The 11,941-nt window shown below is 50.3% G+C and carries 11 protein-coding genes; 4 read left to right on the top strand and 7 right to left on the bottom strand.

The window, feature by feature from the left end:
- Positions 1-4 precede the first annotated feature (4 nt).
- The 7 genes from Pelsub_RS08140 to Pelsub_RS08110 all read right to left on the bottom strand — a co-directional run bounded on the left by Pelsub_RS08140 (position 5) and on the right by Pelsub_RS08110 (position 8,726).
- Positions 5-2,068, bottom strand: a complete 2,064-nt coding sequence (locus Pelsub_RS08140) for an ArnT family glycosyltransferase (RefSeq protein ID WP_116224223.1) — start codon at positions 2,066-2,068, stop codon at positions 5-7.
- A 15-nt stretch (positions 2,069-2,083) separates the two neighbouring features.
- Positions 2,084-2,890, bottom strand: coding sequence for a class I SAM-dependent methyltransferase (locus tag Pelsub_RS08135; RefSeq protein ID WP_116224224.1), 807 nt, complete (start codon positions 2,888-2,890; stop codon positions 2,084-2,086).
- A 9-nt stretch (positions 2,891-2,899) separates the two neighbouring features.
- A complete protein-coding gene (locus Pelsub_RS08130; protein ID WP_116224225.1) occupies positions 2,900-4,063 on the bottom strand; it encodes a glycosyltransferase family 4 protein in 1,164 nt (387 codons plus the stop codon).
- Between the two features lie 4 nt (positions 4,064-4,067).
- Positions 4,068-5,096, bottom strand: coding sequence for an SDR family NAD(P)-dependent oxidoreductase (locus Pelsub_RS08125; protein ID WP_116224226.1), 1,029 nt, complete (start codon positions 5,094-5,096; stop codon positions 4,068-4,070).
- A gap of 16 nt (positions 5,097-5,112) precedes the next feature.
- Entirely contained in the window at positions 5,113-6,123 is a 1,011-nt protein-coding gene (locus Pelsub_RS08120; RefSeq protein WP_158675041.1) for a lysylphosphatidylglycerol synthase transmembrane domain-containing protein, read from the bottom strand.
- Positions 6,120-7,919, bottom strand: coding sequence for a translation elongation factor 4 (lepA, locus tag Pelsub_RS08115; protein WP_174233253.1), 1,800 nt, complete (start codon positions 7,917-7,919; stop codon positions 6,120-6,122). Before lepA ends, Pelsub_RS08120 begins: the two co-directional genes overlap by 4 nt.
- Before the next feature lie 63 nt (positions 7,920-7,982).
- Entirely contained in the window at positions 7,983-8,726 is a 744-nt protein-coding gene (locus Pelsub_RS08110) for a TlyA family RNA methyltransferase (protein ID WP_116225010.1), read from the bottom strand.
- Positions 8,727-8,773: 47 nt separating this feature from the next.
- Here Pelsub_RS08110 and Pelsub_RS08105 point away from each other — a divergent pair, with 47 nt between their 5' ends.
- Genes Pelsub_RS08105 through greA form a run of 4 tightly spaced genes read left to right on the top strand, consistent with a single transcriptional unit; the run spans position 8,774 to position 11,925 of the window.
- Complete coding sequence (locus Pelsub_RS08105; RefSeq protein WP_116224229.1) at positions 8,774-9,643, top strand: decaprenyl-phosphate phosphoribosyltransferase; 870 nt, start codon at positions 8,774-8,776, stop codon at positions 9,641-9,643.
- 13 nt (positions 9,644-9,656) lie between these two features.
- Entirely contained in the window at positions 9,657-10,598 is a 942-nt protein-coding gene (mvk, locus tag Pelsub_RS08100) for a mevalonate kinase (RefSeq protein ID WP_116224230.1), read from the top strand.
- A gap of 11 nt (positions 10,599-10,609) precedes the next feature.
- Positions 10,610-11,410, top strand: coding sequence for an isopentenyl phosphate kinase (locus Pelsub_RS08095; protein ID WP_116224231.1), 801 nt, complete (start codon positions 10,610-10,612; stop codon positions 11,408-11,410).
- Positions 11,411-11,460: 50 nt separating this feature from the next.
- The gene (greA, locus tag Pelsub_RS08090) at positions 11,461-11,925 is read left to right on the top strand and encodes a transcription elongation factor GreA (protein ID WP_116224232.1); all 465 of its coding nucleotides are present in this window, start codon (positions 11,461-11,463) and stop codon (positions 11,923-11,925) included.
- The last annotated feature ends 16 nt before the right edge of the window (positions 11,926-11,941 follow it).

Genomic DNA, 11,941 nt, shown 5'->3' with positions numbered 1-11,941 from the left:
CTATCTATCCGCTTTGCGTTATTGAGTAAATTATAAAGTTCTTGCCAATTGTTTTCGAATAGAAAATCTCTTCTTTTCCATCCGGATACAGCATTTGCAGCAATTCCAGGCTGTCGGTATCCTCTGGTTTAAGGATGAATAGCTGGTTGCCGGGGGTATTTAATGTACTTTCGAAATCTTCCGCCCATAGGGCATAATCCTTCCAGGGCACGCCTGCGTTGATACCCACCAGGCGGGTGTCCACCCAATACGGATACGGCACCACATGCGCATTTTCGTAGGGATTGCCCTGCGCGATGAAATCTTTGATGACTTCCCCGATTTCTGAAGTGTTCCAGGCGCCATCCATGAACTCTTTATCATACTGGTTGAAAACCAAATCATAATTCTGATAACCACTGCATAATAAGGATAGTGCCAGAAAGGCTCCCAGGATTATTCGGCTCAAAGCCGGTTCCGTACTGTTGAACAATCCTTTCGCGCATTGGTAAAAACCGATGGCTGTGATAATGAACACCGGCACGATGGCCCCGCCGCTGCGGTTCAATGATGGGTTCTCATTCGGAAACGCCAGCGACATAATGGAAGGCAGCATTAGCATTGGAATGGCAAGTAGCAGCGCCAGGTCTTCCCATTGGTGATTCGCCAGGTATTTCTTCACCTCATAGATAATTCCAACGAAGAAGAAAGCGGCCGTGGCCATGTCCAGCGCCGGCCGGTGCGGGATAGAATGCACCCATATTTGGCCGTTGTCATAGAAGAACATAACCAGGGATTTCCATAAATTTCCCAGAAAAATCAATCCGGTAGAACCTTCCAGCGGTTGTTCCAGCGAAGTCATGCGAGATAACGCCCGGTAGCTGACCAGCTCGGGATTCTCCAGGAAATAGCGAAACAACGGCAGGAATACGATGAAAGCGCTAAATGCCAGCAAGCCCAGCACCCACACGTCATTCCAGCGGTTCTTTTTTGGCCGGGTATGCAGCCAATAAATCACGAACACCAGCACCACATAGATGGGCAGAACGCGCACCGGGCTGTAACCGTGCAGCCCCAAGCCCAACAGCAGGCCGCTGATAATCAGGTCGTTGCGGCTTCTGCGGCTTAATCCGCGGAAGAGGAAATACATCATCGGCGCGGTGAACAGCGGGTAAAGCGTGTAACGCAGTGCCACCCGTGAAATCACATTCGGCCAGTATGCCATGCCGGCCATTAACATAGCCAGCAACCCGATCCATTTATTGGTCAATTGCTTTCCCAGTAAATAAATGAACGGGAGCGTAACCAACCCGCAGAAAGTCGTGCCCAGCTTCAGGCTCAGGAAACTGATGCCGGTGTGAAATAGTCTGATAATGGCCGCGGTCATATAAAACTGAAAAGCTTCCCGGCCGGTATTGCGGGGGAAGTAAATAGAAGTCTTGCCGTTCAAGACATCCATCACGTCCAGCAATTTCTCGGCGTGGTCGCTGAACATCTCTCCGGGTACCTGGTTGAGGCGGTAAAACCGGTAAAAGGCTGATACTGCCAATACCAACGCAAACAGGAAGATAAAGGAAATTCTTTGCGTCTTCCTTTTTGGATATTCTTCCTTTTCCCATATCGACAATACGAAAAATACAATGGATGCCAGCCAAACACTGACGTTTAGCAGTGTAAACGTATTGTCCTTGAGTAGCAGGAAAGCCGCCACCAACAGCCCCATGGAAATAGAGAAATAAAGCAGGTGCATATCGCTGGAAAAGGCTTGCCCAAACGAACCATTGGCTTTAACGAATTCATTCAAACTTTCCCGTCGGAATCCCAGCCACAGGAATACGCCGGCTGCCAGATACAAGGCCAGTGCCGGTAGGATTTGACGGTGAGCCGGTTCCAGGAATGATTGTCCAATGACGGCCAGAATCGCGCCTAAAATCACCTGCCAGCGGATGCGTTCGCTGTTCACTTCTATCTGTGAAACAGGTGCCTTAGGTTTTTCTCCGTCTTGCTCAATACCGAAGTACGCTTTGATGTCAAAGTGATCCCCCCGCAGGAGGGATTTCAGGTAATCGAGAATACTGGGTTCATTCATGATGACAAGTTAATTTTAGCTTTTTTGCGCCAAAAGGAAGGTGTAAGCGCCGTCCGTAGCAGCCGGGTCTTCTCGATAGTAACGGTACAACCAGCGATAACGGCGCTTCACAAACCAGAAATCCGGGAACAGTATCCAACGCCCAAACACCTTTTTATGGAACCAATTCGGCAGTCCGAAATAGTGGCCCCATTCCAATAACTTTAACGATCTTGGAGAAAAATAATTCCATTCTTTCTTTATCACAAATCCGGCCTGTTCCAATCTGCGACGCCATATGGCGGCATCATCCGGATGATAATGCCGGGAAATCTTATTGAAAAAGGTGCGGTATGCTCGCGCGGCGCTTTTCCATCCCAACCGATCCAGGAAAAGGGCAACGCTTAAATTTTGGGTAAAGTTGCTGTTGGGGACTGTGATGATTAAAGTTCCACCGGTTTTCAGGATGCGGTTCGCCTCACGCAATACCGCGTCCACATCCGGGATATGCTCCAACACGGAATTGCTGATTACCGTAGCAAAGCTAGCGTCCGCACAGGGAATGCGATCACCCAGGCCGTTCACCAACAGGTTGTAAGCTTCGTAATTTTGCGCTTCCTGCAGGGAAACGAAAGCCGGGTCAAAGCCCACTTCTATTTTTTTCTGAAAGGTTCTGGCCGCGAAATGCCCATCCCCCGCTCCCAGATCAAATACCGGTTCGGCTAATTCCAATCCCTGGTAGAAGCGTGCCTCAATCGCACGCAGAAACGCACGGAAGTAAGGCAGTTCGTTGAGTTGCTTGCGGAGAAGTTCCGGGTAAATTTCTGCTTCGGGTAATAACATAGGATCTCCCTACTGAATTTCGGTTTGGATGCGTTTAAAAAGGTCCTCGTATTTTTGTGCAATGGTATCCGGCGCGTACATCTCGCGGATGGCTGCCCTGCGGTCGCTGTAAGATTTTTTCTCTTTCACCAATTCCCTGACAGCTTGCGCCAAAGCGCTTGAATCGCCGATCGGAATCACGCGGCCCATTTGGTGGCGCAGCACCGGCTGGCGCACGCCCGGTAAATTGGAAGAGATCACCGGTACGCCGTTCATCATGGCCTCAATTTGCACCAAGCCGAAGGACTCGGTCGAATTCAGGCTGGGAATGGTCAAAATATCCAAGTTGGGATAAAAAGCCGCCATGACCTCCGGAGAAAGCAATCCCAGGAACTTCCAATGTCCGGCTTGCTGCAGCGCTTCAATTTTGGGACGCAGGCGTTCAAAATAATGCTGCTCGCCCATAATGTTTTCGTAAGGGCCCGCAAACCAGAATTCTGCCTTGGGATAATCCCGCAGAATCTCTTCAGAGGCGTTCAATAGCACTTCAACCCCTTTTTCAGTAGCAAAACGGGCTGCCATGCCAATCACTGGGTGATTATCATCCGGGTTATGTTCCTGCCGGAAACGCTCGATTGTTTCTGCTGTAATTTCCGGTACGATTACCGGCGGGTTGATGACCTCAAGCTTGTCTGTATAGCTGCTGAGGTAAGGCGAATGCTCGGCGTAATCCTGGGTATAGGCAACAATACGGTCAGTATAAAAAGCCGCAATACGGTTCATCAGATGCACCACCTGATTGACCACCCAGTTGAAGATCCCCTTTGGCATCAATAAATCGCAGTGATAGGTGATAACTGTGGCTTTTTTATGCTGCCGTCCGCGAAAGGCAAAGCCCGCGGCGTCAAACTGGGGCAAGTGCAGGTGCACCACGTCATTTTCTTTGACCATACGCGAGGCAGTGATGCCCAGGGTTGGCATTATCACACCCTTGCTGATACGCAGCAGTACCGGTACACGCACCACCCGCACCCCATCCATCATCTCTTCACGCGGCAGGGCTTTATCGTATTGGGACGTCAGGATGGTCACCTGGTGGCCGCGCTTTGCCAGCGCGGTAGCTAAGCGTTCGGCATAGATAGTCAGCCCGCTGGTATGAGGGCGGTAATACGTCAATTCAATCAAAATCTTCATAATGCTATGCGAAAAGCGCTATATTTTTACTGGCCCAATCGTACAGAGTTTTTATACCCGTCTCAACATTGGTGCGCGGCGACCAATTTAATTGGCGTTTGATTTTGGAAATATCGGAGATGTACACCTTCTGGTCGCCTGGCCGCCAGCCATGCAGCTCGGTTGGAATGGTTTGTCCGTGCACTTTTTCTAACAGCGGAGCAAACTCTTTCCAAATGGAAATAGCGTTCTGCGCGCCGCCGCCGATGTTGTAAACCTGCCCGGCACTCACCTGCGGGTTAGCGATGGCTGCGTCATATGCGTCCAGCAAATCTTCGACGAATAACAAATCGCGTACCTGTTTACCGTCGCCGTAAATCTTGAGGATTTTACCCAACAGAATGGCAATGATGAACCAGGCTACCCAGCCCTGGTCCTCGACGCCGAATTGGCGCGTGCCGTAGATGCAGCTCTGGCGGAAAACAACCGTGGGAATGTCATAAATACGAGCGTAATCGTGCATATACTGGTCGCCGGTGCCTTTGGAGCAGCCGTAAGGAGAATGAAAGTCCAAGCCGCGCGACTCATCAATGCCTTGCGGATATTGACAGATGCTATAGCGGGTGGGTTCTTCGATAATTTCAAGATCTTCCAGACCGCCATAGACTTTGTTCGTGGAAGCGTAAACCATGATCGGTTTGCGGCCGTGCAGCCGGGCGGCTTCCAGGACGTTGAAGGTACCCCCAGCGTTGATCTCAAAATCCGTGCGCGGGTCATCCACCGAAGTGGTCACTGCCACCTGGGCGGCGAGATGAACGATGACATCCTGTTCCTGAACAGCGATTTGCAGAGCTTCCAAATCGCGCACGTCGCCTTGCAGAAACCGGAATTCTTTCCCGCCGGCTTCCTGCTCCACCCATTTCAAGTTATCCGCAGCGCCATGCCGCGAGAGATTATCAAAAATAGTCACATGCTCACCGCGCTGCAGCAGCCTGCGCGCATAATTGCTTCCAATGAAGCCTGCTCCACCGGTAATTAAATAGTTTCTACTCATGGGTTGCTCCTGTATGCTATCCGGAAGTCTGTCCCCTGCGCGACCGGATGCGGTCTAAGAGTGCGGAAATGGATTGCCCCTGCACCATTAAGCCGTAAATGCCAAAAATCGATGTAACCACAATTTGCGTAAAATGCAGAACCAGTGCGATACTAAGCGATGCACTCTCTGCATAACCGAATACTGCCAAAGCCGCCACCATGGTGCCTTCATATACGCCAAAGCTGGCCGGAGCGGACGGCACCGCAATGCCCAGCGCCAGCACACCCTGCGTGAAGATAGCCTGCCATAATGGTACCGTTCCGCTGGAAATGCGCGTGATGCCGAAATATAAAAGGGAGATCCAGCAAACCCATGACATCAGAATCCAGAAGACACTGCGGGCAAATTTGAGCGGATCATTCAAGGTTGCCAGGCCGTCCAACACCGATCCGATTTTCGGGAAGACTTTGTCCTTCAGAAAGACAGAATCAATCTTCGAATCCGCCAGACGCTGTTTGACTTTATCCGCATGGCGCGCTAACAACATCAGCACCACAATCATTGTCAGGAAAAGGCAGAACAAAACCCAGGCAATCGGCTTGATCCAGTTCATTTCCACCACCAACGGCAGCGTGGACAGGAACAAAGCCGCCGCTACGATAACGTCCAACGATCTTTCCACCAGAATGCTGGAAGCAGCTTGAAAAGCGCTAATTTTAGATAAACCGCCCACCAACAGCATGCGGACAATTTCGCCCGAACGTGGAATCAGGTTATTGAACAGGTACCCTTCATTGATCACCAGGAATGCCTGCTTGAAGCTGATTCCCTCCAACAGGTTTTTCCAACCCATTGAACGAGCGATAAAGGAAAGTACGTTTAATAACACGATCACCGCGATATCTACAATTGTCAGCGATTTGACTGCGTTCAGCAGATCTTGTACAGTGATGTACTTGGAAAGAAAGTAAATTGCCGCTACACTGATCAGAACACCTGGCAGCCAGCGCAATACATTTCTCCCCTTGGTTGAGTTCGATGTCAATCTTCCTCCAGCTGCAATACGGCCATGAATGCTTCCTGCGGGATTTCAATGTTCCCGACCATCTTCATGCGTTTCTTACCCTTTTTCTGTTTCTCCAACAGTTTCTTTTTCCGCGAAATATCGCCGCCGTAACATTTTGATAAAACATCCTTACGCAAAGCTTTAACCGTTGCGCGCGATATGATGCGTCCTTCCGAAGCGGCTTGAATGGATACTTCAAACAACTGCTGGGGAATCAGCCGTTTTAATTTGCTGACCAGCTTTTGGCCCTTGGAATATGCCTGTTCTTTATGCACAATGGAAGCTAACGCGTCCACCGGTTCAGAGCTGATCAAGACTTCCAGTTTCACCAAATGGCCGGAACGGTATTCTTTAAACTGATAATCCATGGAGGCGTAACCGCGTGTTCGCGATTTCAGTTCGTCAAAGAAATTCACTATAATTTCCGACAACGGAACTTCAAATTTCAACTGCACGCGATTAGGCGCCGGATATTCCTGCTCAACGTAGACTCCGTTACGCTTGCGAACCAGCTCCATCACGGAGCCATAATAATCCGTAGGCGTGATGATCCACAAGTCCATCCAGGGTTCGCGAATGTCCGCGATTTCACCTTCATCCGGTAAATCCACCGGTGAATCAATGAATGTGCTGCTGCCGCTGCGGAGAATTACCTCGTATTCAACCGTAGGCGCGGTTAGAACAATATCCAGGTTATATTCGCGTTCCAACCGTTCCTGGATAATCTCCATGTGGAATAATCCCAGAAATCCGCAGCGAAAACCGAAATTTAAAGCCTGGGAAGTTTCCGGTTCATAAATCAAAGAAGCGTCGTTCAATTGGAGTTTCTCCAATGCCTCTTTTAAATCATCATAATCTTCCCCTTCGACCGGATAAATTCCGGCGAAAACCATTGGCTTGGGGTTTTTATATCCGTGCAATTGTTTGGGAGCCGGGTTGTTCAGTTGCGTAATCGTGTCGCCTACACGGCAATCGCGCACTGTCTTCAGACCACTGGCAATATAGCCCACATCACCCGCCTCCAATTTTTCCGTGCTGTGCATAAAGGGGTTGAAAATACCCACCTCAACCGGCTTGAATTCCGTGGTATTCGCCATCATACGCAACGTGTCGGTGCATTTCAGCTGGCCTTCAAAGACACGTACGTAGGCAATCACACCTTTGTAGGAATCGTAATGGGAGTCAAATATCAATGCTTGCAGCGGGTTCTGATTGTCGCCCTGGGGCGGCGGAATTTTCTCCACAATAGCCGGCAGGATCTTTTCCACATTGGTTCCCGCTTTGGCGGAAACGCGAATCATATCCTCGACCGGTACACCTAACAAGCTGCTCAGGTCGGCGGCAATTTCGTCGGGAATGGCGGAAGGCAGGTCGATTTTATTGAGAACGGGAATGATGACTAAATCCAGTTCCAAAGCCAGGTACAGGTTGGCCAGCGTCTGCGCCTCAATACCCTGGGTAGCATCCACTACCAGCAGAGCGCCTTCGCAGGCGGCCAAAGCCCGGCTGACCTCATAATTGAAATCCACGTGTCCGGGGGTATCAATCAGGTTTAATTCGAAATCTTCATCACCATAGTGATAATTCATCCGCACAGCGGACGCTTTAATGGTGACGCCTTTTTCACGTTCCAAATCCATACTGTCCAGAATCTGGTCTTTCATATCACGGTCAGACACAGTTCCGGTAATTTGCAGCAGGCGATCAGCCAGCGTGGATTTGCCGTGGTCAACATGGGCAATAATACAAAAATTTCGAATGTGATTGGTCAGCATAGCAATCGATTAGTATACACGATAAGTTGGTTGATAAGCTGTACTAATTGTAACCAAAACTGATTATTTGTTCACAGGTAAAAACAAATCAATCAGGAATTCCTTGTTTCCTTTTGGGCCAGTCAACGGCGATTCAATCACCCCGTTCACAGTGTACCCCTGACTGATGGCAAACGCGCGGATATCATCCACCACTTCCCGGTGGATGAGGCTGTCGCGCACCACCCCCTTGCCTTTGGCGGCCTGATCCCTGCCGACTTCAAATTGCGGTTTGATCAATGCCACAACCCGTTGGTTGCGGGTCTTGTTCCAATTCCTGATGACCGGCAGCAGGATTTTCAAAGAAATAAAGGAGGCGTCCACCGTAACCAAATCCGGCTCATCCGGAAAGCCGGTAATGCCGCGCGCGTTGGTACGTTCCATCTCTATGACGCGTTCGTCCCGGCGCAGCTTATCATGCAGCTGGCCGTAGCCCACATCCACCGCGTAAACCTTGCTCGCGCCGTGCTGCAGCATACAATCCGTAAAGCCGCCCGTGGAAGCGCCTACATCCACGCAAGTCCATCCGGACAAATCCGTGAGGGAAAAAGCTTCCAAAGCGCCGAGTAGTTTTTCTCCACCGCGAGATACAAAAGGCGGCTTGGCTTTCAGGGAAATTTCCGCCGTCTCATCGAAGGTTTGTCCGGGTTTGGAAGCCAATTGCCCATTAACCAATACCTCACCGGCCATGGTTAATTTTTGCGCCTGGCTGCGGCTTTCCGCTAAACCGCGTTCAACTAAAAGGACATCAAGACGTATTTTTTTCATAGAGGTTTTGATAGGTTTTTCTAAATCATTTATGATAATATTCAAAAATGTTAAAAGACATCTTCTCCAGCCTGAGGGTAAAACAATGGCTGAAAAACGCTTTTGTTTTAGCAGCCCTTGTTTTCGACCGGCAATTGACCAACCTGACTGCTGTACGCAGTACATTGACCGGCGTCATCATTTTCTGTTTTCTCTCCAGCAGCGTGTATGTGTTCAACGATATTTTTGATATCAGCGCTGATCAAAAACACCCGGTCAAGAAAAACCGCGCCATCGCTTCCGGCCGCATCAGTGTGACCAACGCAATTTTACTCGCAATTATTTTAGGAGCCGGTTCCTTGTTGTGGGCCAGCTTGATCTCTTTCAATTTCTTCTACATTTGCGCCATTTATCTGTTCATGAACCTGGCCTACTCCAAATGGCTGAAACATATCCCTATTTTGGATGTGATGATCATTGCAGCCGGTTTTGTCCTGCGTGTGGCTGCGGGCGTCTCCCTCATTGAAGTCGAGCGCTTTTCGCCCTGGCTATACGTGGTTACCACCCTACTGGCACTTTACATCGGTTTTGGCAAGCGCCGCGCCGAACTCAACCTACTGGCCGAAGAGGCCAACCAGCACCGCACGGTATTTAATGGTTACACACTGGCATTCCTGGACCAATTGATCACGATTGTCTCGGCCACCACCATTGTTTCCTACAGCCTGTACACCTTTTCAGCCCCCAACCTGCCCAGCAACCATGCCATGATGCTGACTATTCCCTTTGTCGTCTATGGCATTTTCCGCTATCTATACCTGATCCAGGTCAAACAAACCGGCGGAGCACCCGAGGAACTGGTTATCAAGGATCACCCGCTGCAAATTGCCCTGGTTTTGTGGGGATTAAGCGTTTTGATAATCTTTTACCTGACCTGATATTTCCAAGATCATGCCCGCTATAACCGCGAAATCACCCGGAAAGACCATCCTGTTCGGCGAACATGCCGTTGTTTACGGCCATCCGGCGATAGCGGTTCCCCTGCCCTCCATATCATTGCAGGTCAGTTTTCTAGGTTTGCCGGAACAGCCGGCCGGGACAGTGCACATTCGCAATGCCAACACCCACACAGAAGAGCTGCTAAGCCAAATGAGCGCGGATCATCCCATCCGCGCAGCCTTGGAATTGACAAGCCAATCTCTGGGGTTAAGTCACATACCCGCCACAGAGATCAGCATCTCTTCCACCATTCCCATTGCTTCCGGCCTGGGTTCCAGCGCCGCGCTGGCAGCCGCCTTCATTCGCGGCTTCAGCCAATACCTGGGCTTCCACCTGGAAGATGAACGCATCGATGAACTGGCTTTCGAAATGGAAAAGCTCCAGCACGGCACCCCCTCCGGGATCGACAACACTGTCATCGTGCACCAAAAACCGATTTACTTCGTCAAAGGCCGGGTAGTAGAACATCTCAAGCTGGGCCAACCCATTACATTGATCGTGGCCGACACAGGCGTGCGTTCGCTGACGCGTGAGGTTGTCGCTGAAGTGCGCGAACGTCTGCAAACCAGCCCGGAAATCGTGACTCCCATTTTGGAAGACATTGGCCGTATTGCCCGTCAGGCGCGTGAGGAACTGCTGCACGGCACACCCGAACAAATTGGCCATTTGATGAACGAGAATCAGGATCGATTAGTCGAATTGGATGTTTCCTGCCCCGAATTGGACAATTTAGTCGCTGCGGCACGTTCCGCCGGCGCCCTGGGCGCGAAATTATGCGGGAGCGGCAAGGGCGGTAACATGGTCGCCCTGGTTCTGCCCGACCAGGCGGAGACCGTGCGGGATGTACTGCTCGACAGTGGCGCAGTGACCGCCATTATCGCGGAAATTGAATAGAAAGAGCAATTATGAGAGTATTTCTGAAATTAGGCGGTTCCCTCATCACCGATAAAGACCAACCTTATACCGCTCGCCGGGATGTAATTCGGCGTATTGCCGCTGAAATTGCCAATTGCTGGCAAAAGGATCCCGACCTGCAAATCCTGTTGGGCCATGGATCAGGCTCCTTTGGCCATTATGCCGCCAAGGATTTAGGCACACGCGACCATGTCGACAGCCCGCAGGAATGGCTTGGGTTCCAAAAAGTATGGGCGGCTGCCCATGCCCTGAACCAAATCCTCCTGGAGGAAATGTCCGCAGCAAACCTGCCGGTTATCTCACTGCCCCCCTCCGCGGCCGTATCGGCGCAAGCGCGTAAACCGCGGCAATGGTCCACCTATCCCATCCAATCGGCCCTGGAACACAACCTCATCCCGATTATTTTTGGAGATGTGATTTTCGATGAAGAAATGGGCGGTATTATCTATTCCACCGAGGATCTATTTCTTCCGCTGCTGCCCATGCTCCAGCCGCAGATGGTTTTATTAGCCGGTAAAGAACCCGGTGTGTGGGCCGACTATCCCAAAAACACTCGCGTCATTCCCCTGATTACACCGGCCAGTTATGCCGCCACATCTTTAACCATCCAATCTTCGGCATCCATCGATGTCACCGGCGGGATGGCCGCCAAGGTGCAGCTCATGCTGCAAACCGTTCAAGCTTACCCGGAAATTACTGTCCGCATTTTTTCCGGAGAGGAATCGGGCACTATTTCCGCTGCGCTTCAGGGCGAAATTATCGGCACAACGATAAAAACTAAGTCCGAGTGAACAGCTTATAGTACAATCAGCAATCATCATAGAAATGGAACGTGAGAATTATGGCAAATGATATTTATTTAACCCCCGACGGAATTGAAAAAGTCCAGGCAGAACTTGAAATACTTATTAACGAAAAAAGGCCTGAACTATCCCGCCGGTTGCGAGCAGCGATTGAAATGGGTGACCTTTCAGAAAACGCCGATTACATCAGCGCGAAAGAGGATCAAGGCTTTATCGAAGGCCGTATCTTGGAATTACAGCACATTCTAAAGAACGCAGTAGCCATTGAAGAAAACGAAAACCGCGAGTACGTTCAAATCGGTTCCGAAGTGGTTGTCAAAGAAGAAGAATATCCTGAAGAGACTTTCAACATTGTCGGCTCAAAAGAAGCCAATCCGGATGAAGGCAAAATTTCCTATGAATCCCCCATTGGGAAAGCGCTGTTGAAACATAGAGTCGGCGATATTGTGCGGGTGGAAACACCTGCCGGTTCGATAAATTTTAAAATAGTTAGAATTAAATAGATAAAGCCCGGTTGCC

The organism is Pelolinea submarina (assembly GCF_003966975.1).
Lineage (GTDB): Bacteria > Chloroflexota > Anaerolineae > Anaerolineales > Anaerolineaceae > Pelolinea > Pelolinea submarina.
Note: the sequence above shows the minus strand (reverse complement) of the source record. Positions and strands in the feature narration are given on the sequence as shown.

Bases quoted from the DNA above. Each gene is read 5' to 3' on its own strand.
- lepA (WP_174233253.1), bottom strand. From the start codon at position 7,919: ATGCTGACCAATCACATTCGAAATTTTTGTATTATTGCCCATGTTGAC.
- Pelsub_RS08105 (WP_116224229.1), top strand. From the start codon at position 8,774: ATGTTAAAAGACATCTTCTCCAGCCTGAGGGTAAAACAATGGCTGAAA.
- Pelsub_RS08140 (WP_116224223.1), bottom strand. From the start codon at position 2,068: ATGAATGAACCCAGTATTCTCGATTACCTGAAATCCCTCCTGCGGGGG.
- greA (WP_116224232.1), top strand. From the start codon at position 11,461: ATGGCAAATGATATTTATTTAACCCCCGACGGAATTGAAAAAGTCCAG.
- Pelsub_RS08130 (WP_116224225.1), bottom strand. From the start codon at position 4,063: ATGAAGATTTTGATTGAATTGACGTATTACCGCCCTCATACCAGCGGG.
- mvk (WP_116224230.1), top strand. From the start codon at position 9,657: ATGCCCGCTATAACCGCGAAATCACCCGGAAAGACCATCCTGTTCGGC.
- Pelsub_RS08135 (WP_116224224.1), bottom strand. From the start codon at position 2,890: ATGTTATTACCCGAAGCAGAAATTTACCCGGAACTTCTCCGCAAGCAA.
- Pelsub_RS08110 (WP_116225010.1), bottom strand. From the start codon at position 8,726: ATGAAAAAAATACGTCTTGATGTCCTTTTAGTTGAACGCGGTTTAGCG.
- Pelsub_RS08125 (WP_116224226.1), bottom strand. From the start codon at position 5,096: ATGAGTAGAAACTATTTAATTACCGGTGGAGCAGGCTTCATTGGAAGC.
- Pelsub_RS08095 (WP_116224231.1), top strand. From the start codon at position 10,610: ATGAGAGTATTTCTGAAATTAGGCGGTTCCCTCATCACCGATAAAGAC.